The 21,906-nt window shown below is 60.2% G+C and carries 20 protein-coding genes; 11 read left to right on the top strand and 9 right to left on the bottom strand.

Features of this window, described 5'->3' with window-relative positions; all coding sequences use genetic code 11:
- Positions 1 to 11 precede the first annotated feature (11 nt).
- The gene (map, locus tag FH975_RS01990) at positions 12 to 896 is read right to left on the bottom strand and encodes a type I methionyl aminopeptidase (protein WP_162319798.1); all 885 of its coding nucleotides are present in this window, start codon (positions 894 to 896) and stop codon (positions 12 to 14) included.
- A 47-nt stretch (positions 897 to 943) separates the two neighbouring features.
- On the opposite strand from map, the gene FH975_RS01985 reads away from it, so the two are divergent.
- Positions 944 to 1,111, top strand: a complete 168-nt coding sequence (locus tag FH975_RS01985) for an SPOR domain-containing protein (RefSeq protein WP_162319797.1) — start codon at positions 944 to 946, stop codon at positions 1,109 to 1,111.
- Between the two features lie 16 nt (positions 1,112 to 1,127).
- Here FH975_RS01985 and panB read toward each other — a convergent pair whose 3' ends face one another.
- Positions 1,128 to 1,994: a 3-methyl-2-oxobutanoate hydroxymethyltransferase gene (gene panB, locus FH975_RS01980; RefSeq protein ID WP_162319796.1), complete on the bottom strand. Its 867-nt coding sequence runs from the start codon at positions 1,992 to 1,994 to the stop codon at positions 1,128 to 1,130.
- Between the two features lie 88 nt (positions 1,995 to 2,082).
- Here panB and glnA (FH975_RS01975) point away from each other — a divergent pair, with 88 nt between their 5' ends.
- Together glnA (FH975_RS01975) and FH975_RS01970 are read left to right on the top strand one after the other, a co-directional pair.
- Entirely contained in the window at positions 2,083 to 3,423 is a 1,341-nt protein-coding gene (gene glnA / locus FH975_RS01975) for a type I glutamate--ammonia ligase (RefSeq protein ID WP_162319795.1), read from the top strand.
- A gap of 36 nt (positions 3,424 to 3,459) precedes the next feature.
- Complete coding sequence (locus tag FH975_RS01970; protein ID WP_162319794.1) at positions 3,460 to 6,528, top strand: bifunctional [glutamine synthetase] adenylyltransferase/[glutamine synthetase]-adenylyl-L-tyrosine phosphorylase; 3,069 nt, start codon at positions 3,460 to 3,462, stop codon at positions 6,526 to 6,528.
- Here the strand turns inward: FH975_RS01970 and FH975_RS01965 are convergent.
- Entirely contained in the window at positions 6,525 to 6,971 is a 447-nt protein-coding gene (locus FH975_RS01965) for an acyl-CoA thioesterase (RefSeq protein ID WP_162319793.1), read from the bottom strand. The two genes, FH975_RS01970 and FH975_RS01965, sit on opposite strands and share 4 nt — an antisense overlap.
- 21 nt (positions 6,972 to 6,992) lie before the next feature.
- Positions 6,993 to 8,000, bottom strand: a complete 1,008-nt coding sequence (locus FH975_RS01960) for an LLM class flavin-dependent oxidoreductase (RefSeq protein ID WP_162319792.1) — start codon at positions 7,998 to 8,000, stop codon at positions 6,993 to 6,995.
- Positions 8,001 to 8,096: 96 nt separating this feature from the next.
- Between FH975_RS01960 and FH975_RS01955 the strand changes: the two genes are divergently transcribed.
- Both FH975_RS01955 and FH975_RS01950 read left to right on the top strand, forming a co-directional pair.
- Positions 8,097 to 9,179, top strand: coding sequence for a lipoate--protein ligase family protein (locus FH975_RS01955; RefSeq protein WP_235928273.1), 1,083 nt, complete (start codon positions 8,097 to 8,099; stop codon positions 9,177 to 9,179).
- A gap of 19 nt (positions 9,180 to 9,198) precedes the next feature.
- Positions 9,199 to 10,359, top strand: coding sequence for an acyl-CoA dehydrogenase family protein (locus FH975_RS01950; protein ID WP_162319790.1), 1,161 nt, complete (start codon positions 9,199 to 9,201; stop codon positions 10,357 to 10,359).
- Positions 10,360 to 10,430: 71 nt separating this feature from the next.
- Here FH975_RS01950 and FH975_RS01945 read toward each other — a convergent pair whose 3' ends face one another.
- On the bottom strand, positions 10,431 to 11,042 hold the full coding sequence (locus FH975_RS01945; protein WP_162319789.1) for a metallophosphoesterase: 612 nt from the start codon (positions 11,040 to 11,042) through the stop codon (positions 10,431 to 10,433).
- A gap of 286 nt (positions 11,043 to 11,328) precedes the next feature.
- Here FH975_RS01945 and FH975_RS01940 point away from each other — a divergent pair, with 286 nt between their 5' ends.
- A complete protein-coding gene (locus FH975_RS01940) occupies positions 11,329 to 12,477 on the top strand; it encodes an AI-2E family transporter (protein ID WP_162319788.1) in 1,149 nt (382 codons plus the stop codon).
- Between the two features lie 146 nt (positions 12,478 to 12,623).
- On the opposite strand, the gene glnA (FH975_RS01935) is transcribed toward FH975_RS01940, so the two are convergent.
- On the bottom strand, positions 12,624 to 14,048 hold the full coding sequence (glnA, locus tag FH975_RS01935) for a type I glutamate--ammonia ligase (protein WP_162319787.1): 1,425 nt from the start codon (positions 14,046 to 14,048) through the stop codon (positions 12,624 to 12,626).
- Between the two features lie 142 nt (positions 14,049 to 14,190).
- On the opposite strand from glnA (FH975_RS01935), the gene FH975_RS01930 reads away from it, so the two are divergent.
- Together FH975_RS01930 and FH975_RS01925 are read left to right on the top strand one after the other, a co-directional pair.
- A complete protein-coding gene (locus FH975_RS01930) occupies positions 14,191 to 14,619 on the top strand; it encodes an RDD family protein (RefSeq protein ID WP_162319786.1) in 429 nt (142 codons plus the stop codon).
- Positions 14,616 to 15,887: a YncE family protein gene (locus FH975_RS01925; protein WP_162319785.1), complete on the top strand. Its 1,272-nt coding sequence runs from the start codon at positions 14,616 to 14,618 to the stop codon at positions 15,885 to 15,887. Before FH975_RS01930 ends, FH975_RS01925 begins: the two co-directional genes overlap by 4 nt.
- A gap of 63 nt (positions 15,888 to 15,950) precedes the next feature.
- Here FH975_RS01925 and FH975_RS01920 read toward each other — a convergent pair whose 3' ends face one another.
- Genes FH975_RS01920 through FH975_RS01910 form a run of 3 tightly spaced genes read right to left on the bottom strand, consistent with a single transcriptional unit; the run spans position 15,951 to position 18,642 of the window.
- Positions 15,951 to 16,919 (bottom strand): COX15/CtaA family protein, encoded by a 969-nt coding sequence (locus FH975_RS01920; protein ID WP_162319784.1) that lies wholly within the window; start codon positions 16,917 to 16,919, stop codon positions 15,951 to 15,953.
- Entirely contained in the window at positions 16,910 to 17,674 is a 765-nt protein-coding gene (locus tag FH975_RS01915) for an ABC transporter permease (protein WP_235928271.1), read from the bottom strand. The genes FH975_RS01920 and FH975_RS01915 overlap by 10 nt, the downstream gene beginning before the upstream one ends.
- A complete protein-coding gene (locus FH975_RS01910) occupies positions 17,671 to 18,642 on the bottom strand; it encodes an ABC transporter ATP-binding protein (protein WP_162319783.1) in 972 nt (323 codons plus the stop codon). The genes FH975_RS01915 and FH975_RS01910 overlap by 4 nt, the downstream gene beginning before the upstream one ends.
- A 151-nt stretch (positions 18,643 to 18,793) precedes the next feature.
- On the opposite strand from FH975_RS01910, the gene FH975_RS01905 reads away from it, so the two are divergent.
- The 3 genes from FH975_RS01905 (at position 18,794) to sufB (ending at position 21,851) form a co-directional block, all read left to right on the top strand.
- Positions 18,794 to 19,465 carry a dihydrofolate reductase family protein gene (locus FH975_RS01905; protein WP_162319782.1) on the top strand — a complete coding sequence of 224 codons (672 nt, stop codon included), beginning with the start codon at positions 18,794 to 18,796 and terminating at the stop codon, positions 19,463 to 19,465.
- An 80-nt stretch (positions 19,466 to 19,545) separates the two neighbouring features.
- On the top strand, positions 19,546 to 20,376 hold the full coding sequence (locus tag FH975_RS01900) for a helix-turn-helix transcriptional regulator (protein ID WP_162319781.1): 831 nt from the start codon (positions 19,546 to 19,548) through the stop codon (positions 20,374 to 20,376).
- A complete protein-coding gene (gene sufB, locus FH975_RS01895) occupies positions 20,373 to 21,851 on the top strand; it encodes a Fe-S cluster assembly protein SufB (protein ID WP_162319780.1) in 1,479 nt (492 codons plus the stop codon). The genes FH975_RS01900 and sufB overlap by 4 nt, the downstream gene beginning before the upstream one ends.
- The last annotated feature ends 55 nt before the right edge of the window (positions 21,852 to 21,906 follow it).

Here is a 21,906-nt window from a genome sequence, read left to right as displayed (position 1 = left end):
CTGGGCTATTCTCAGGCAGTAGGCGCGGTGAGAATTTCAGTTCCGCTCTCTGTGGCGAGGATAGTGTGTTCGAACTGTGCGGTGCGCTTCCGGTCCCGAGTCACTGCAGTCCAGCCGTCCTCCCACATGTCCCAATGCCGCGTCCCGAGGGTCAGCATGGGCTCAATGGTGAAGACCATCCCAGGTTCGATCGGCTGAGAATAGTCGGGGGCGGCGTCGTAATGGGGAATGACCAGCCCCGTATGAAATGCAGGGCCCACACCGTGACCAATGAACTCACGGACGACTCCGTAGTTGAAACGTCGGGCGTACGATTCAATGGCACGGCCGATGACGTTGATCGGCCGTCCCGGCTTCACCGCTTTGATACCGCGCATCATGGCCTCATGGGTGCGTTCTACAAGCAGGCGGGATTCCTCATCGACTTCCCCCACCAGGAACGTGACGTTGTGGTCCCCGTGAACGCCATCGAGGAACGCGGTGATGTCGAGATTTACGATGTCCCCTTCTTGCAGCACCGTTGAGTCGGGGATGCCGTGACAGATCACTTCATTGACTGAGGTGCAGATCGACTTCGGGAAACCTCGGTACGACAAGCATGAAGGGTAGGCGCCGCGCTGGATGAGGTAGTCATGAGCGAAGGCATCCAATTCATCGGTCGTGATGCCGGGCCGGATCAAATCCCCAGTGGCCACCATACAGTTCGCTGCCAACTGGCCAGCCCGCCGAATTCGCGCCACGGTTTCAGCATCGAAGGCATCAGGACCGGTGTACTTCGGTGGCTCTGACAGGCCGACGTAGTTGGGCTTGTCAATGTGCTCTGGGACCGTCCTTTTCGGCGTCAGAAAACCTGGAACGAGAGTCCCGACAGGGGCGGGAGAAGGTGCAGAAGGCATGTGCTCGATTCTATCGGTCACACCCCCGGAGGGCGTAGTCTGGTGAGGTGACTGACTATTGGTACAACATGACGACCGGCCAAGTGGAGCACGGTGCCCAATCCTCGTGGAAGCACCTTCTGGGCCCGTACAAGTCCTACGCTGAGGCCGCCCGAGCGCTGGAGAAGGTGGAGCAGCGCAACGAAGAGTGGGAAGACGACGGCGACGACGCCTGAGCCGCCTGGAGTGCCCTCACTCAGCTCGAAAGCTATGCTCCTGGCCAGGAAATTTCCCATCGATTACGTCGCGACGGAAACTCTGTACCGCATCGGTGATCGTCCCGCGCAGATCTGCGTACTGCTTGACGAACCGGGGAAGCCGGCCGTTGTTCAACCCGAGCATGTCCTGCCAGACCAGCACCTGGCCGGTGGCTGCGTCTCCGGCGCCAATGCCGATCGTCGGTACCTGCAGCGCTGCCTCAAGGTCAGCGGTGAGCTCAGCAGGAATCATCTCTACCAGGACGCAGAACGCTCCGGCTGACTCCAGGGCGAGAGCGTCGTCGATCACCTTCTTGGCGTGTTCACCCCGGCCCTGGACCCGAAACCCGCCCAGCTGATGTTCCGACTGTGGGGTGAATCCGATATGCGCCATGACAGGAATTCCCGCCTCCACCACCGCCTTTACGTGAGGCACTGTTGCCGCATGCGCCTCCATTTTCACCGCATGCACTCCAGCTTCCTTCATGAAACGAACGGCTGTGCCCACCGCTTGCTCCGGGGAGACCTGATAACTGCCGAAGGGCAAGTCGGCAACAACAAGTGAACGGCTGACCCCGTTGACTACGGACTTTGCGTAGACCAGCAGCTCATTCACAGTGATACTCAGTGTCGAGGAGCTGCCTTGCATAACATTGGCAGCGGAGTCGCCCACCAGGAGAACCTCAATGCCTGCCTCATCGAAGACATTGGCCATCATCGCGTCATAAGCGGTAAGCATGCTGAACTTCTGACCATCGTTCTTGAAGCGTTGAAGATGGTGGGTGCGGATCCTCTTCGGAGTCTCTGCCGCAGCGGCTTTCTCCGGGCCGTTGTAGGGCGCGCTGTGCTCATCATTGGACATGGCCTCAAGACTACTCCGGTGCGCCTCTGAGGTTGGGTAGAGTGGGCATGGCTTGAGCAGGACCAATTTCAGGAGGCGGAATATCAGCATGGATCGGCAGCAGGAATTTGTACTGCGCACCATTGAGGAGCGCGATGTCCGATTTGTCCGCCTATGGTTCTCCGATGTGGTCGGAGCGCTGAAGTCGGTAGCGCTTGCTCCCGCTGAAGTAGAAGGTGCCTTTGCAGAGGGGCTGGGGTTTGACGGGTCCTCCATTGAGGGACTTTCCCGAGTGTTCGAGTCGGACATGCTGTTGAAGCCGGACCCTTCCAGCTTCCAGATCCTTCCCTGGCGCAGTGAGGATGAGCCCACAGCGCGGATGTTCTGCGACATCCTCACCCCAGACCAAGAGGCTGCCGTAGGTGACCCCCGGTACGTTTTGCGGCGCCAGCTCGACGCAGCCGGGCAAATGGGTTTCACCTGTTACACACATCCGGAGATTGAGTTCTATCTGCTGGAATCGGAGGAGATGGACAGCAGCGGGCGGCCCGTGCCTGCGGACCGGTCCGGGTACTTCGACCACATCACTGGTTCCGTGGCCCAGGACCTACGACGCCACACCGTGAACATGCTGGAAGCAGTAGGGATCTCTGTGGAGTTCAGCCACAATGAGGTCGGTCCAGGCCAGAACGAAATTGACCTGCGCTATGCAGATGCGTTGACGACCGCGGATAATATTCTGACTTTCCGCACCATCGTCAAGGAAGTGGCGTTGGCCCACGGCAAGTACGCGACATTTATGCCCAAGCCTTTCAGCGAGCACCCTGGCTCAGCGATGCACACTCATTTCAGCCTCTTCGAGGGGGATACCAATGCCTTCTTCAGTCCCAACGCTGAGTTCAACCTCTCCACGACAGCGCGGCAGTTCATTGCCGGGATTCTGACCCATGCACCGGAGTTCACCGCGGTCACAAACCAGTTCGTCAACTCGTATAAGCGGCTCTGGGGTGGCGGAGAGGCTCCCAGCCACATTTCGTGGGGTCACAACAACCGCTCGGCGCTCATCAGAGTCCCTCTCTACAAACCCACTAAGGGCGGCTCAGCCCGGGTAGAGTTCCGCGGCATCGACTCGGCCGCTAACCCGTATCTGGCCTATGCCATGGTCATCGGTGCCGGACTGAAAGGTATTCAGGAGGGCTATGAGTTGCCGGATCACGTCAATGAGGACGTGTGGTCACTGACCACCGCCGAGCGCAAAGTCCTGGGCCTAAAACCCCTTCCTGGCACCTTGCACGACGCTATCCGGCAAATGGAGGATTCTGAGCTGGTCGCCAGTGTGCTCGGTGAGCAGGTGTTCGACAACCTCCTGCGCAACAAACGGCAAGAATGGGACGAGTACCGCGTCAACGTCTCTCCATTTGAAGTCAACACGTATTTGGGGATGATTTGAGCGGTGCCCATCCCATATACCCAGCGGCGATGAAGCGTGAGCACTTCCACTGAGGCGTCGACTCCCCGCGAACTGATTGCCGCTGGTTTTCAGGAGCTGGACCGTGCCCAGAAGTTCTTGGCCGATCCCCAACTGAAGGACCTCGATGCCGGGGCGCTCACCAGAACTTTGCATGATGCCCCCGATGCCGATCAGGCACTTTTGTTGCTGATCCGGCTCCTGGAGCGTGCTCCACGGGTGCGGGAACTCTTTGGCAAAGCCGAGGGCTCCTGGTATCCGCGAGCTGTTCCACTCGTGAGACTCCTGGGGGCGTCGCAGGCACTGGCTGAGTTCCTGATTCGGCATCCGGATGAAGTCGAGATACTTTTCGACGAAGACCTTGGCACCGGGGAGGAGGCTCATAATGAGCTTTCAACCGGTGAGCTTCGGCGGCTGCTTATGAGCGCGGTCCACGCCGATCCGGATGTCGAGAACCCGGTCGCTGAACTCAGTGAGACGTTCGCTGCCAAGGATGCCGGATCTGCGCTGCGAATCGGCTACCGGCGGGAACTGACTCGCGTAGCCTTACGTGACCTCGTGTCGCCTGATCCTCAGGCTTATCTACCGACGGTGGGCCGGCAGTTAGCAGATCTGGCTTCCGCTGCGATTGATGCGGCCCTGGCGGTCAGCAGGGCACAACTCATCGCTCGAAGACCCGAGGCCCAAGAGCTTGAACTGACCGTGATCGGCATGGGGAAATGCGGCGCAGCAGAGCTGAACTACATCTCTGACGTCGATGTGGTGTTTGCGCACCGGGCGCCGGAGAATTTCGACGCCGCCGAGGCGGGTGAACTTGCCGGCGTACTGGCCAGCGGCATGACTAAGGTCATCATGTCGTCCGAAGGTGAGCCCGCACTATGGGAGGTCGACGCCAATCTTCGCCCGGAGGGCCGGGACGGGCCGTTGTCACGCACCGTGGACTCCCACCGCGAGTACTACCGAAGGTGGGCGGCCGGATGGGAGTTTCAAGCTCTGCTGAAAGCTCGCCCAATTGCCGGCAACCCAGCGCTGGGTCAGGAGTACATGACAGAAATGGGGCCGCTCGTCTGGCAAGCCGCAGCCCGCGAAGGATTCGTCCAGGACGTCCAAGCCATGCGGCGTCGGGTGTTTGCCAACATTCCCCACCGGACTGCCGATCGGGAGATCAAGCTGGGTCGCGGTGGCCTGCGCGACATCGAGTTCACTGTGCAGCTGCTGCAGCTAGTACACGGCAGGGTCGACGAAGCACTCCGGATCCGGGATACGCTCTCCGCCATTGAGGCTCTCGGGGCCGGGGAGTACGTCTCCAGTAACGACCAAGAGGCAATGAGTCGGTGCTACCGGCAGCTGCGTCTCTACGAGCACCGCATCCAGATGGCCGATATGCGGCGCACGCATCTCATGCCTGACAAGGACTCCGGACTCCGAGCGTTGGCCCACGCCATCCGAAGCCCCGGTCAGGCGCGACGGGCGGGACCCCAGGATGTCCGTGCGGAGTGGCAAAAAGTGGCACGCGAGGTCTCATCATTCCACGAAACGATCTTCTACCGGCCCCTGTTGTCCACAACCGCTGTACTCTCCGATGCCGAGGTTCGCCTCTCCGCAGCGGCTGTCGCCGATCGGCTCACCGCCCTGGGATTCAGCGATGCCGACGGTGCCCTTCGGCATATTGAAGCTCTCACCGCAGGAGTGTCTCGGAAAGCTACCCTGCAGAAGCGGATTCTGCCGATGATGCTGGGCTGGTTCGCTGAAGGTGTGGACCCCGATCACGGCCTCTTGGCCTTCCGCCGACTCAGCGAGTCCCTAGGGACTAGCCCGTGGTATCTGACGATGCTGCGTGACTCCTCTGTGGCTGCAGAGCGGCTCTGCCAGTTACTGACCAGCTCGCGGTTCATCTCCGATGTTCTGGAGCACCTCCCAGAGTCCGCCAAATGGCTCGGTGATGACGAGTCGCTGGCTCCGCGCAGCTTCGAGACGTTGTGGACTGAAATGGAGAACGCCCTGCACCGCCACGAGGGCGTCGCCCACACCGCGGTCCGGCTGGCCAGGTTAATCCGGCAGCGCGAGCAGCTGCGCATCGCCATCGCAGATTCCTGTGGTGTGCGGGACCAACAAATGGTCGGTGCAGCACTGGCCGACGTCGACCGAGTCACCACTCTGGGTGCGCTGCGGGTGGCTGAGGAGGAAGTTTTCGAAGCTGAAGGGCGGTTGGTTGACTTCTTGGTCATCGCTATGGGGCGGCAGGGTGGTCGTGAAATCAGCTATGGCTCGGATATGGACGCGATGTTCGTGCACCGACCACTGCCACATGCAGATAAGTCCGCTGCAGATCGCCAAGCCCAGAAGCTGGCCCAGCGACTGACCCAGTTGCTCTCGAAGCCGGTCAAACCTGCCATTCGTGGTGAGTTCGCTCTGCAGCTTGATGCAGATCTGCGGCCTGAGGGGAAAAAGGGGCCCCTTTCCAGATCGCTGGACTCCTACGAGGAGTACTACAGGCGCTGGATGGATGTCTGGGAACGGCAAGCTTTGCTAAGAGCTCGCCCCGTTGCTGGCTCGGACTGGCTGGCGGTGGACTTCATGGAGCTTGTCGACGAGGTCCGTTACGGCTCTCCGCCGACCAACCACCAGCTCCGGGAGATCCGACGGATCAAGGCTCGGGTGGAGTCGGAAAGGCTTCCGCGCGGTGCCGACCCATCCCGGCACGTGAAATTGGGAAGGGGCGGGCTCTCCGATGTGGAGTGGCTCGTTCAGCTGTATCAGCTGCAGCACGGCGATCAGCACGCAGTATTGCGAGGAACCAACACCCTTCAGGTGCTCAATGGGCTAGTGGACACCGAACTGATGGGTCCCGACGATGCCCACGTCCTGGCTGAAGCTTGGAAGCTCTGCACCAAAGTACGTTCAGGGATTATGATTTGGTCGGCCAAGACTGCCGATGTTCTGCCAAGCTCCCGCCGCGATTTGGAAGCGGTGTCACGATGGTGCGGGTTTGAACCTGGCCATGCGGCCGAATTCGAAGACTATTACCTGCGCACCACACGGCGGGCAAGACAAGTCTTCGAACATCACTTCTACACCTCAGCCTAGATCCGCGCGGCTGGGCCGTAGTCCAGCAACCTCCGGCGTATTTCTGGACTGAGTCGCTGGGGTGAGCCGGAGTCCCGGTCGACCATGACCAGCGTCGACTGAGCAGTGACACATGCGGCGGACTCCGCACTGATCTTCACGGCATAATCGATCACGAGGCTCGCTCCTCCGACTCGCGGGATCGACATTTCGACAATGACTGGCTCCCGCTGATAGGGCAATTGTCTGCGGTATTTGAGCTGAAAGTCAGCCACTAATGCCCAGACCTGCTGGTCAGGTTCAAGTGGCGGAAAAACTCCCGGCGGGCCAGATGATCCAGGCGGAGTCCAAAAGGCCCGTGCGCGAGCCTCCTCCAGAATCCGCAGGACCGCTACGTTGTTGATATGCCCGTAGGGGTCCTGATCTCCCCATCTGAGTTCAATCGGCACAGCTACTGAGGTCATGTCACGACCCTATCGGAAGCGCTAGGCACCGCCAGGCTCTGGAGCGAGCAGCTCGAGGGTGCGGTGCTGGACGTCCTCATCGGGAGCCAGGTTCACCAGGATGAGCTCATCAGCGCTGACCTGGTCCGCGAATGTGTCCAACCAACTGACCACCTCATCCTGGGTACCGGCGACGGTCTTCGACAACATGCCTAGCACCTGCTGCCCTGCTGGGTGATCCCTCAGCTGGGTGACGTCCTCTGTTGAAAGGGTCTTGTTTCTCCCGAGCATGGTTCGAATCCAACCGTCCTCAGCTTCTCTGCGCTGCCCAGCGGCGATAGCGGCGTCGTCGTGTGCAATGACGTTTGCCGCGGCGATGAAGTGAGGACGGGCGTCAGGGCCCTGGAGTGAGCCCGTGCTCTGGAAGTTCTCCCGGTAGGTGTGTGCCGCCTGCTCCAGCATCTGTGGCGCGAAGTGACTGGCGAAGGCATAGGGAACTCCCAGCTGAGCTGCCAGTTGGGCTCCGTATAGGGAAGAGCCGAGGATATACAGCGGAACCCGTGTGGACCGTCCGGGGTAGGCGTGGACGCCGGGAATTCTGGTGTGGCCAGTGAGGTAGCCGGAAAGCTCCATGATGTCCTCAGGGAACCTATCGGCCTCTGTGCCGTCCCTGCGCAGCGCGCGCGTGGTGACCCCGTCAGTTCCGGGCGCGCGGCCCAAGCCTAGGTCAATCCGGCCAGGGAACAGTGTCTCGAGGGTCCCGAACTGTTCAGCGATGATCAGTGGCGAATGGTTGGGCAGCATTATTCCGCCAGCGCCTACCCGGACGTTCTGGGTTCCGGCGGCAATATGCTGGATAAGCAGCGCAGTCGCGGAACTGGCAACAGCGGGCATGTTGTGGTGCTCGGCGAACCAGATTCGCCTGTAGCCCAGTGCGTCTGCCGTCTGGGCCAGCCGAAGAGACCGACCGATCCCTTGAGCTATCGACTCGTGCTCTCGCACACGGGCGAGGTCCAACAGAGATAGCGGGCGTGAAGCTGTGGAGGTCATGGTCGGTACAACCATCCAGGTGCCTGGGGTTCATCCGGATGTACATCCGCTGTCAGCGGAATACCCAAGTCCGTCTCACCTCCTAGGATGGAAGCCATGGTTCATGGTGAATATAAGGTCCCGGGAGGGAAACTCGTAGTCGCCGATTTAGAGGTCTCTGGGACAGGGGATGGTGCCTTCATCTCTGCCGCCTCGGTCAATGGTGATTTCTTCCTGGAACCTGATGAGGCGCTCTCGGCGCTCAACTCATCACTAGTAGGGCTTCCAGTCTCCTCCTCTGGTGAAGAGATCGCGCACGCGGTCACGATGGGGCTTCCAGCAGAAGCCCAGATGATCGGGTTCAATGCCGGTGCGGTCGCCGTCGCGGTTCGCCGGGCTTTGGGACGCGCTACGGGCTGGGAGGATTATGATTGGGAGGTCTTACCGGCGACGACGTTGCCTATTGCAGTCAATGTCGCCCTGGACCAAGTGCTCACGGAGGAGGTGGGTGCGGGCCGCCGCCCCCCGCTCCTGCGGCTCTGGGACTGGACCGAACGCGCGGTCGTCATAGGTTCCTTCCAATCTCTGGCCAACGAGGTCGATAGTCAGGCTGCTGAAGACCTGGATGCCGTCGTGGTCCGTCGCATATCAGGTGGAGGGGCAATGTTCATGGAGTCAGGGAACTGCATCACCTACTCACTGTGTTTCCCCCAATCGCTGGTCGACGGGTTGAGCTTCGCCGACTCCTATCCGTTTCTTGACAGCTGGGTGATGGAGGCGCTGGCCGAGGTCGGGGTGCAGGCGGCCTATAAGCCGCTCAACGACATCGTCTCCGCAGCTGAAGGCCAGGGGCACGGTCGAAAGATCGGCGGCGCAGCTCAGAAACGGTTGGCGAACGGAGGAATGCTCCACCATGTGACCATGAGCTACGACATAGATGCGCAGCGGATGCTTCAGGTGCTTCGCATCGGACGCGAGAAGCTATCCGACAAGGGCCATACCTCCGCCGCCAAGCGGGTAGACCCGCTTCGCAGCCAGACGGGTATGTCACGCGAGGACATCATGGGCGTGTTCACCCACTCATTCGCGCAGCGCTATGGAGCCAGGGTGGCGAGAATCCGACCCCATGAGCTCGAACGGGCCGAGGAGCTGGTGGCTGAAAAATTTGGCACGCCTGCGTGGACCGCCCGGGTGCCCTGAATACGTGAGAGGTTCATATATGTCGATCGACGATGTCCTGAGCGCAGAGCTGCTGGAACGTATTCGAGGACGAGCGGCAGGGTACGACGAACGCAACGAGTTCTGCCACGAAGACCTTGATGAGCTCCAGGAGGCGGGCTACTTACGTGCGTTGGTTCCGACTGAACACGGAGGTTTGGGGTGGGAGTTGCCGCACCTGGTGAAGGCTCAACGACTCTTGGCCAGCTACGCTCCGGCCACTTCCCTGGCGGTGAACATGCACCAGATTTGGGTATCGGTTGCGCGGCAAATGGTGCAGCTTGGCCACACCGCGTTCGAACAGGTCCTGAGTGAAGCGGCGCAGGGGCACATCTTTGCCTTCGGCATCTCTGAGGCGGGTAACGACGCCGTCCTCTTTGACTCAGTCACCGAGGCTCGTGTTTCTGAAGACGGATCTGTGACCTTCACCGGGACCAAAATTTTCACGACCTTAGCTCCCGTATGGACCCGACTTGGGCTGTTCGGCAAGGACGTCGAGGCCACCGGAGAAGACGGCGAGCTGCCGTTGATCTTTGGGTTTCTGCCGCGGGAGGCCACCGGCTGGAGAACCATCGAAAATTGGGACACCCTTGGGATGCGCGCGACTCAGTCCCATACGACCGAGCTGGACCACGCGAACGTCCCTCAGAAGCGTGTGGTGCGGAAGCTCCCCCTGGGGCCCAACCAGGATCCGTTGGTGTTTTCCATCTTTTCGTCTTTTCTGACCCTGCTGGCTGCGGTTTACACCGGAATAGGTGACAGAGCCCTCGAACTGGCCGCGGAGCTCCCGAATCAGAGAAAGGCACTCAGCACCGGCACCACGCTGGATCAGGACCCCGACTTTCGATACAAGGTCGCCGAGGCGCAGCTGCGGCAGTTGGCCTTGGATGCGCACCTGTACAGTGTCGCGTCGGATGTGGAGACCGGACAGAGCCACGGCCCGTCCTGGTTCCCCAGGCTGGTGAGCCTGCGCACCTCTGCGACCCGCACGGCAAGGTATATCGTGGACACCGCCCTCAGTGTCGGCGGGGGAGCCCAGTACCATCGCACCTCGGAACTGAGCAGGCTCTACCGCGATGTGCTGGCGGGCATTCACCATCCCTCGGATGATGAATCAGCCCACCGCACGTTAGCTGCCTATATTCTCGGTCCGCTTGAGTGAAGTGTGGGTCTCTGAGTCGTACCTGACTCACCTGCGAGGGCCAGGCCCATAGGACCTTGGCCGGGGCCCTCTCAGGCCGGTGATGCGGCAAGGATGGTGCGGTGTATCTGTTCTGCGGTGACCGGTCGGAAATCCCACTGGTCCACGCCGACATTGACTTGAACGGTGCCCTGAGACGAAACCTGTGTTCTCCACTCGGTGTGCACGTGCCCGCACACCAGGGGATGGCCAAGATCTCGGTATCGGAACCGCTGATGCCTATCTTGCTTGGTGTGTGATTCGCCTGCATATGGATAGTGCGACAGGAGCACCCGGAGCTCTTCGCCTCCGGGCTCCACTGAGGGCAAGGTGACTTCTGCCTGCGTGACCACGGTCGCGAAGCCGGCTTCTAGGTACATCGGAACGTAGAGAGAACCGTCTGGCTGAGTGGGTGAGCAACGGTCATGGTTCCCGATCACCAGGTACTTGGTGCCGTTCAGACGGGGGAGGTAGCTCAGCCCCTTATCGTGATCGTGCAGCGAATAGTCCCCGAGCACCCAGACCACATCCTCCACCCCGACGGTCTCGTTCCACCGTGCGATGAGGCCCTCATCCATATCGTCGACTCCGTCGAACGGCCTGTCGCAGTAACGAATGATGTTGGCATGGCCAAAGTGGTGGTCGCTGGTGAAGTAAGTAGTCAACGGCGTCGTCTCCTCACGAGCTCCGTGTTGCTGTGAACCGTTCGTACAGCGGGTCATCTCATTCCGAGCTGCCACTTCAGCACTTTACCGGCATCGCTGATGGTTCACTCAGCTGAATCCCGCCCAGTTTAAAGATCTGCTGCGGTCGAACGCTCCCCACCCTTTCGAGTCGGAGTATTGTGGGCTTGACTCATCAATAACAGACCTGCGGGAGGCAAGTGTGAGGAACTCACCTAGCGATGTGACAGCCGGCGGGAGAGATCGGCCACACTTCACGCTGTCAGGCATGTGGACAGACACCATGGGCCGATTGGGGACGCGGGCGGTGCAGCTGCTGGTGGTCAGCACCGTGGTGGGCCTGCTGGTCTTCGCGCTGCTGAATCTGACGGTGGTCGTGATCCCCACCTTGATAGCGATCATCCTTGCATGCGCCCTATGGCCACTGGTGAGACTCACCCGTCGGGTCATGTCCAACATGCTCTCGGCGTGGACGGTCTTCCTCGGTTCCCTGCTGATTCTGGGCGGGGTGGGCACTGGCTTGGTCTTCTCCGTGATCAATGAATGGTCAAACCTTGTGGACCAAGCGGTCGAAGGGTTTAACCAGCTGCGCCAAGTGGCCGAAGACACGATAGGCAACCTGGGCTTCACCATCGATCAGGAACAGATCGATGATGCCATCGACACCACCACCTCATTTCTGACTAGTGCCGAGTTCGGTACGGGCGCAGTGACGACTATCAGTGCTGCGGGCACCTTCTTCACCGGGTTGGTGCTGCTGCTGGTTTTTCTGTTCTTCTTCCTCAAGGACGGCGACCGCATCTGGGCATTCTTCATTTCGTGGACCCCCCTGCACTTCCGCGAGCAGTGGATCGCCTCAGGAGACAAGGTTCAGAAAACCTTCGGCGGCTACATTCGAGGCACCGCAATCATCGCAGGCGCGGATGCAGTCGGCATTACCATCGCGTTGCTGGTCCTGCAGGTTCCGTTGGCTCTTCCGCTGGGCGTGATCGTCTTCCTCGGAGGGTTCATTCCCATCGTAGGTGCCACGGTCGCGGGAATACTGGCGACCCTGGTCGCCCTGGTCGCCAACGGCCCGGTCGTAGCCCTGATTGTGCTGGCCGTCGTGATTCTGGTCCAGCAGTTGGAGAGCAATTTCCTGCAGCCAGTGGTCATGGCTCAAACCCTGCAGTTGCATGCGCTGGTGATTCTGATGGCGCTTACCGCAGGCACGGTCCTCAGCGGCGTCATCGGGGCCGTCCTGGCGGTGCCACTTGCAGCAGCCGCCTGGGGCGTTATCAAGGTTTGGTCCGGTCGCGACCAAGATACTGGGAGCTCACCGGTGGAGGACGCGAAGGAAGAGGTTGCCGAGGCCCACGCCCAGCAAGCCGAAGACTCTCAGGATGACCAGGAAAAAGCCGAGACAGACAACAACTGACCTCAGTCACGCGTGAGACCTACACACGGAAGCGGCCCCTCACTCGGCAGTGATGAAACCGTCTGCCGGGGGAGGGGCCGCTTCCGTGCGCTTCCAAGGTCGCCTGACTGTGACCAGGCAACGCCAAACCGCTATCAGGCTGCTTTCTAGACTGAGAAGTAGAGCTCGAACTCGTATGGGTTCGGACGCAGGTTCAGCGGCTCGATTTCTTCCTCACGCTTGTATTCAACCCAAGCCTCGATCAGCTCTGCGGTGAACACTCCGCCTTCGAGCAGGAAGTCATGATCAGCTTCCAGAGCCAACAGTGCCTCATCCAGTGTGCCGGGAGCCTGTGGAATGTCCTTGAGTTCCTCGGGGGGAAGCTCGTAAAGGTCTTTGTCCACTGGCTCGTGGGGTTCGATGCGGTTCTTGATTCCGTCCAGTCCGGCCATCAACATGGCCGAGAACGCCAGGTACGGGTTGCCTGAGGCGTCAGGTGCGCGGAACTCCAAGCGCTTGGCCTTGGGGTTTGAACCGGTGATCGGGATGCGGATGGCAGCCGAGCGGTTGCCCTGGGAGTACACCAGAGAGACCGGAGCTTCGTAGCCCTTCACCAGGCGCTTATAGGAGTTGACGGTGGGGTTCGTGAACGCGAGCAGAGCGTGAGCGTGCTTCAGCAGTCCGCCGATGTACCACCGGGCGGTGTCGGAGAGGTTCGCGTAACCAGTCTCGGAAAAGAACAGAGGCTCGCCCTCAGCCCACAACGACTGGTGGACGTGCATGCCGGAACCGTTCTCACCGAAGATGGGCTTAGGCATGAACGTGGCGGCGAGGCCGTAGTTTGCGGCGGTGTTCTTCACCACGTACTTGAATTTCTGGACATCGTCGGCGGAGAGCGTCAGCGTGTTGAACTTATAGTTGATCTCTTGCTGGCCCGGCCCACCGACCTCGTGGTGTGAGCGTTCAACGGAGAGCCCAGCACGCTCCAGGGCGAGCACAATTTCGTCACGTACATCGGCCGTCTGATCCTGAGGGGAGACCGGGTAGTATCCGCCCTTGGTGGCCATTTTATGGCCGCCTGGGCCTTCAGCGAACTCGTCAGACGACCCCCAGATGGCTTCCTTAGCATCCAAAGAGTAGAAAGAATGCTCAGGTGAGGACTTGAAAGCCACCTTGTCGAACAGGAAGAACTCGGCTTCTGGGCCGAAGAACGCGGTGTCGGCGATTCCGGACGAAGCCAGGTACTCTTCAGCCTTCTGAGCGACGCCGCGGGGGTCACGAGCGTAGGGATCCCCTGTACGCGGGTTGACGATGGAGAACGTCATGATCAGTGTCTTAGCCTCGCGGTACTCATCCACGTACGCGCTGGAGGGATCAGGGATCAGCTGCATGTCTGAGTCCTGAATGCCCTGGAAGCCACGGATGGAGGAGCCGTCGAACAACTGGCCATTTTCAAAGAAGTCGAGATCTACGGTGTGAGCCGGCACGTTGAAGTGGTGCTGCAGACCGGGAAGATCAGTAAAGCGAACGTCAACAAATTTGACGTCCTCCTTCTCGATAAAATCCAGGACTTCCTGAGGGCTTGAGAACATGAGCGTTGAGCTCCTTCGGCGAGTTCGCTTACGGGGTTACCAGTACTCACCTTACAGAGAAATGAGTTTCCCATCGGTCACGCAAATGTTTCCAGCATGTTACAGAGACTTCACGCTCCTCGCAGGCGTAGACTGAGCAGCTGTGAGCAGCAAAGGATCTGACTACAACGATGCCGCCACTGGATACCCGGGCGCGCAGCTGGGCCTGCCCCAGACCGGCCCAGGTTCACTGGCTTCCTGGGGCCGTCGAATCCTGGCGCTATTCATCGACTGGGGCATCGCTTCGCTGATATCTCTTGCATGGTTCGAATACGACGTCTGGGTCACCCTCGGCATCTTTGTCCTCTTCCACGTGGTACTGGTCGGATTACTTGGGGTCTCCCTCGGGAAGCGACTGGTGCGTATACAGGTGGTTCGTCTGCATCGGGACCGTCCTGCTTCCGTTCCTGGGCCCCTCTGGGCTCTGGTTCGCGTAATTCTCCTGCTCCTGGTCGTTCCGGCTGTGGTGGTTTCGCCCGACGGGCGAGCGCTGCACGACAAAATCACAGGAACAGTGCAGGTCGTAATGTGAAACACGTCACATCAGCATCCGCCGGCGCTGTTGCGCTGTGCGGCATGCTGATCGTGACCGCATGCGTTGAAGACGACGACTCCGCGACAAAGCAGGATGAGGCGACCATTCCCGGGCCCAGCATCGAAGATGCCGATCCACAAGAAGCAGAAAACCCTGAGAAGCCAGATGATGTCGACTCTGGCAAGGACCAAGACGCTGCGGAGGGGGCCGACCACGACGATCCACACGATCAGGAGCTGCCCGAGCTTCCGGAGGCCCGGAGGACCACATTCGAACAGACACAGACCATCAGCGAACCTGTAATCACACCGAAGTCTGTGGTCGCCAACGGTCACGGCCTGGCGATCGCGAACAACATGATGTATCAGAACTCAGTCACGGTCTACGACACGCAGACTGGTGACCTCGTGCAGGAGCTCCCGGATACTATCAATCCTGCCGACCTAGGCGTTGAGGGCTACCCGGGGACAGTTCAGGGTGCCCCCGTGGAAGCGGCATGGACCGAAGACGGCCAATACGCGTATGTATCCCAGTACCGACTGGCTGATATCGGTGCACCAGCCTACGACGATTGCCGCCACGGCGACGCTGTGGCACCTTCCGCCGTCTTCAGGTACAGCGTCGAAGCCCAAGACTGGGACCAGTTCATCGAGGTCGGCCGGGTTCCCAAATATCAGGCGCTCACTCCCGATGAGTCGCGATTGTTGGTGACCAACTGGTGCGATTTTGATCTTTCCGTGATCGACACGCAGTCTGGCGTAGAGGAGATGCGGGTTCCACTGAGTTCACAGCCACGCGGAATCGCGGTCATGCCGGACAACCGCACCGTGTACGTGGCAGCTATGTACGCCAATGAGTTGTGGAAAGTCGACCTTGAGACCGGCGAGGCGCACGTGATGTACAGCCAGGCAGATTTTCCACGACACGTGATTCTCTCCCCAGAAGCTGATGTGCTCTACGTGACCTTCAGCCGGTCGGATCTGCTGGTGGCCTTCGACACGGAGACCGATGAGGTGATTGGAACAGCCGAGACTGGCCGCGAGCCGCGCACTATGGACATCTCCGCTGATGGCACCGCGCTCTATGTCGTCAACTACTACGAGGACAGCGTTTCTAAGTTCGATGCTTCCACGCTGGAAGAGATTGGTCGGGGCAGCACGGGTCACCTGCCAATCGGTGTGACCTATGATGCGATGACTGGAAGCTTCTGGGTCGCCAACTACTCCGGCAGCATCACCGTCTTTGACGACACCATTACTCGGTAGGGCCTCCACTCAGGCACTTACTGGCAGAGACATGCCCCTCGAGGACGGGAGCAGATACTCCCCTCAGGCAGTGACGGTGACGGGGGGAGACGTGCTGCTGAGGCCGCGGGTCATGTACCGGGACCGGTAGCGGTCGAAGACCTGCGTCGCCGCGACCATAGCAAGGGCAGAGCCCAGCATATGAAGCCAGACAAGTCCGACTGGCAGGCCCGCAAAATACTGCCAGTACCCGAGCGCCCCCTGGCCCACGATCACAGCTACGAGGAACCAGACCGCACGGCGTTGGTGCGTGGACGACGCCAACCGTCTCTGTACCACCAGCAGGACCACCGCGGCCGCGCACAGCATGTAGACGGGAACAACATGGAGCTGAGTCACCAGGTGAAGGTCGAAATCGTGGCGCGGAGAGTTCGGGTCTCCTGCATGCGGGCCGGTGCCTGTGACCACCGTTCCCAGTACCAATGAAGCCCAGGCGGTGACCAAAATGACACCCGACAGTGATCGGGTCAGGTTGTTGGTTTCGCCGTCCACGATGGCATATCCGGGGCTCTCCCTGTTCCGCAGCTCAGCGTTGACGCGGGTCAGCAGCTGGGTAGCGATCAGGACTAGACCGGCTGATGCAAGGAAGTGAAGACCTACCACCCACGGATTCAGATCCGTCCAGACCGTGATGCCACCGATGATCCCCTGGAGCGGAATGCCGAAGCCGATGATGATGGTGCGAACTACCAAGGCGCGGTGCGTTGACCACAGGCGGATGACCGCCAGGAACATCGCGACACTGATGATGATGAGTACGTAGGTCAGCAGCCGGTTGCCGAACTCGATGGCGCCATGGATTCCCATCTCTGGGGTGGAGACCCACGAGTCTGCTGTGCAACGCGGCCACTCAGGGCAACCCAGGCCTGAGTCAGTGAGACGGACAGCACCTCCGGTGAGGATGATGCCAATATTCGACACCAAAGTGGCCCAGGCCAGAATCTTGGTGAGCCGGGAGATGCGGGAAGGGAGTCGGCGGCGAATTACTTCCATGTGAACCACTTTCGTGCGGCGAGAATTGCCGCCAGAGCCCAGGCGGCCAAGATCAGGACAGGTAGCACGGCGAGTTGGCCGTTCATTGAGGCTCCCCGGACTGCCTCCCCGAGGGCCGCCGAGGGCAAAAGCAACAGCAGAGCACCCGCGCCTTCATGGTTCAACGGCAGCACGGCACCTCCCGCAGCGCCCATAAGGACCCACGCGACGTTCGCCACAGCCAGCGTCGCCTCAGCGCGGACGGTCCCCGCGATGAGCAGACCCAACGCAGTAAACGCGGCAGCACCTATGACGACGACGCCCACCAGCCAGATGAGACCCACCGGCTCTGGGGACCAGCCCAGCGCGAGGCCCGCTCCGCCGAGGACGATCACTTGAACGGCAATGACACACAGTACGGCTAAGGACTTTCCTAAGATGAGCCCCGTGGCGCCCAGTGGGGTGGTGGCGAGGTAGGCGAGCACCCCGTACTGGCGCTCGAACCCTGTGGCGATTGCCGCGCCGGTGAATGCCGATGCCATCACTGCCAACGTCAGGACCCCTGGTGTGACCGTATCGATCCCGGGAACGACCTCAGTCACGACGTGAGCGCGGTGCAGGCCGATGAGAACCAGCAGCGGCAGAATCAGCGATACAAGGAGCTGCTCGCCGTTGCGCAGTGTGATTCGTGCTTCATACAAACCGTGGGCCAGCACCCGTCGGTGAGCTGGGGCTGGCTGTGAATGGGGCGGCGTCGCCATCTGTGAATCGCTCATGGGGCAGAGACCTCCCAGAAGACGTCCTCCAGTGTGCGGGCCTCAAAGCTGATCTCGGCCGGGAACAGGCCGATACTTTCCCACCACTGAGCCAATGAGACCAGGTCCGCCGGGGAGGCTATGGCTGGAACACCCCATCGGGCACCGGCCCTATTCGAGTCGCTGTCCAGTTCCAGAGCGAAGGGGGCGCCGTCGAGTTCTGCGCTGGTCATGATGCGAGGGGACGCGAAGCTCAGACGCCGCGCAGCAGGGCGGTCCTGATGGTCCTCGCCGACGCCGGTCAGCTCGGAGACCGTGCCGTGCCGGACGACCACGCCGTCTTTGAGAATGTATACCGAATCGGCGAGGTGCTGGGCTTCTTCCAGAAGGTGGGTGGTGAGCACAATACCGATGCCCATAGTGCGCAGATGACCTACCAGATCAAAGACCAGTTGGCGTGACTGCGGGTCGAGCCCAGCTGAGGGTTCGTCGAGGAAAACGAGCTCGGGGGAGCCGATCAGGGCTGCCGCCAGTGCCACCCGCTGCTTCTGGCCACCAGAGAGTCTGCGAATTGAGGTGCCCAGAAAGCGGGAGAGATCTAGGCGGCCAATGAGGTCCTCCAACGGCCATGGGTCCTGGTGCAGCTTCGCCACATGTGTAAGGAGAGTGCGCGGCTTGACCGACTGCGGCAGGCCACCGTCTTGGAGCATGACCCCTACGCGGGCGCGCAGTTCGGCGCCTGCACGGTAGGGATCTTCACCCAATAAATGGACCGTCCCCGCCGATGGCCTGAGAAGTCCCTGCGCGCAGGAGAGCGTTGTGGTCTTGCCTGCTCCATTGGGGCCGATGATGACGGTCACTTCACCACGACGAGCTGTGAGATCAACGCCGGAGAGAATATCGGTCACCCCGCGGGCTGAGGATGCGGTGCCCACGGCATAGCGGACACCGGCCAGACGCAGACAGGAAGCGGATGAGGACACTGCCATAGTCTAACGTTTTCTACATCTCGTAGAACGCACATCACGGGGATCGCACCGGGCAGCGAAACACGTAAACCACTTGCATTGTGCAGACGGATGTGCTGCGATGGGAATACCAGTTGCATAGTGCAACCAGACGACTCGCTCAAGGAGAGCCGTGAACACACCCGCTCGCAGCCACGTCCGTCCAGAGATCCGCCACGGAGAGACGACAGAAACTCCGGACAAGGTCAGCACTGGTCCGAGTCGAGGGGGCACTGTCTTTGCCTTCCTGTTCTGTTCTCTCGACGGCTACTACGAGGGCCCAGGCGGCGAACTGGATTGGGGTGTGAATGATGAAGAGTTCTTCACCTGGAATATGCGCCAGTGCAATGAAATCGGGGCGTTGCTGCTCGGACGCCGCACCTACGAGCATTTCCAGGCCTTTTGGACTTCACGTTCAGCCCGAGAGCACATGCCTGAGGTAGCGCAGTTCATGAGTTCGGTGCCGAAACTCGTAGTGACCGGGAACTCCGATCTCCCGCCCACATGGCGAGGCACGACAATCACTGACGGCAAGAACCTCGCCGCCGATATTGCGCGACTGGGCTCGGAAGTGGCCGGGGACATCGCTGTGTTCGGGAGCTCGGAGCTGACCACATCGCTCATGCAAGAAGGGCTCATCGACGAGTTGCGCATCCTCATTCACCCAGTGCTGCTCGGCAGCGGAAGAAGTTTGCTCAATGGTTTGGCCCACCGCGTCCCACTTGAAGCTGGACCCGCCACCGTTTTCCGCTCCGGCAATGTGTTGCTGACATACCGGCCCGTTCATGGCGAGAGACCGCTGTAGAAGGACCCGGCACTGCTTCGTGCCGCTCACTAAGGTCCGCCTTGCTGGATCCGTTCTTCTGAATAGGTCACAATAGAGTCATGAAATTCGACGGCGATACGGTTTCGGCTGAGCCCGACCTGGACGCACGCGAGTTTGACGGCACCACCCGCCAACGTGTGCTCCAGTTAGTGGTGGAAGAAGGCCCCATCAGTGCCGCCCAGTTGGGTCGCGAGCTCCAGCTCACTGCAGCAGCTGTACGCCGCCACTTAGATGCCATGACCGAGCAAGGGCTGGTGGAGGTTAAAAACGTCACGAGCCGCCGCAAAGGCGCTGGGCGTCCCTCTCGGCGCTATGTCATTTCATCCCTAGGCCAGCAGGAGCTTGGCGATGACTACCTGAACCTCGTGCGGACGGCACTCGGGGTCATGGATGAGAAGAACGAAGGAACAGCTGCACAGTCTCTGGCAAAGAGCTATTTCTCCCAGTTCGAGGAACGATACGGCCCGGCGTTAGAAGGCGTTGAAGATCTTGACGAGCGCACAGAAAAGCTCTCGGCCCTCTTTAGCGCTGACGGATTCGCCGGTTTTACTCGCCTCGTGGGCCGCGACAACCCCTTGCTGGCCATGCAGTCGACCCAACTGTGTCAGGGGCACTGCCCGGTTCGGGAAATAGCAGCGGCCCATCCGGTGTTCTGTGAAGAAGAGACTGCAATGATCGCTCGGCTACTCGATGTCGATGTTCGCAGACTCTCCACCCAAGCAGCTGGGGCGCATGTGTGCACCACTCATGTGCCAGTAGGCCGAGAGCGACTCGCCGCCGAACGCGCAGCCCGCGCCCAAGAGAGCGCATCAGAGACTTCACAGGCCGGACGTATAGCCGGCCGTAAGAGAATCGTGATTTCCCCGCGTCAACAAGAGAGGTTGTCATGACCGAGCAGATTGCAAAAGCAGAAGAGGTTCTGCGCAACACCAACGATCCAGGCGTCATCCAGAAGGTCTTGGATGACAACCCCGAGCTAAAGGGCCTGGGCACCTATGAGTACGGTTGGTCCGATTCGGACACTGCCGGCGCGACGGCCAAACGTGGCATCGACACAAGTGTGGTCGAGGACATCTCCAATAAGAAGTCCGAACCTGAGTGGATGCTCAAGCTTCGCAAAAAGGGCCTGAAGTACTTTGAGCGAAAGCCTCAGCCCACTTGGGGTGCAGATCTCTCTGAGATCGACTTCGACAACATCAAGTACTTTGTGCGCTCCACGGAAAAGCAGGCCCAGACCTGGGAAGACCTGCCAGAAGATATTCGTAACACATATGAGCGACTCGGTATCCCAGAAGCAGAGCGGGAGCGGCTCGTCTCTGGTGTCGCAGCGCAGTACGAGTCTGAAGTTGTCTATCACCAGATCCGTGAAGACCTCGAGGAGCAGGGTGTCATCTTTATGGACACCGATACTGCTCTGAAGGAGCACCCCGAGTTCTTTGAGGAGTACTTCGGCTCGGTCATCCCAGTTGGCGACAATAAGTTTGCGGCACTCAATACAGCTGTATGGTCCGGCGGCAGCTTCGTGTACGTCCCCAAGGGAGTCCATGTTGAGATCCCGCTGCAGGCATACTTCCGGATCAACACCGAGAACATGGGGCAGTTCGAACGCACCCTGATCATTGCCGACGAGGGTTCGTACGTCCATTACATTGAGGGTTGCACGGCCCCGATCTACAACACTGACTCACTGCACTCAGCTGTGGTGGAAATCATTGTCAGGAAGAACGCCAGGGTCCGGTATACGACCATCCAGAACTGGTCCACCAACGTATACAACCTGGTGACAAAGCGTGCGATCGTCGATGAAGGCGGCACGATGGAATGGATCGATGGCAACATCGGCTCCAAGGTCACCATGAAGTACCCAGCTGTCTACCTCACTGGTGAGCATGCTAAGGGAGAGACCCTCTCGGTGGCTTTCGCTGGAGCGGGACAGCACCAGGACACCGGGTCCAAAATGGTGCACATGGCCCCCAACACTTCCAGCTCGATCGTGTCCAAATCAGTGGCTCGGTCTGGTGGTCGCGCCTCCTACCGCGGACTGGTGCAGATCAATCCGGAGGCCAAAGGCTCTGCCAATTCGGTGGTCTGCGACGCACTGCTGGTCGACACCATCTCCAAGACAGACACCTACCCCTACATTGATATTCGGGAGGACGATGTCACGCTGGGACATGAGGCCACCGTCTCGAAGGTCTCTGAAGACCAGCTCTTCTACCTCATGTCCCGTGGTCTTGCCGAAGATGAGGCAATGGCCATGATCGTGCGCGGCTTCATCGAGCCGATCGCTCGGGAACTGCCCATGGAGTACGCCTTGGAGCTCAATCGCCTCATCGAGCTGCAGATGGAAGGCTCCGTAGGCTAATACACCGATCAGCACGACCTGCAGAAATCGCAGTACACAGTCCTGCCTGAAGACA

Source organism: Nesterenkonia haasae, from assembly GCF_010119385.1.
In the GTDB taxonomy this organism is placed as follows: Bacteria; Actinomycetota; Actinomycetes; order Actinomycetales; family Micrococcaceae; genus Nesterenkonia; species Nesterenkonia haasae.
Note: the sequence above shows the minus strand (reverse complement) of the source record. Positions and strands in the feature narration are given on the sequence as shown.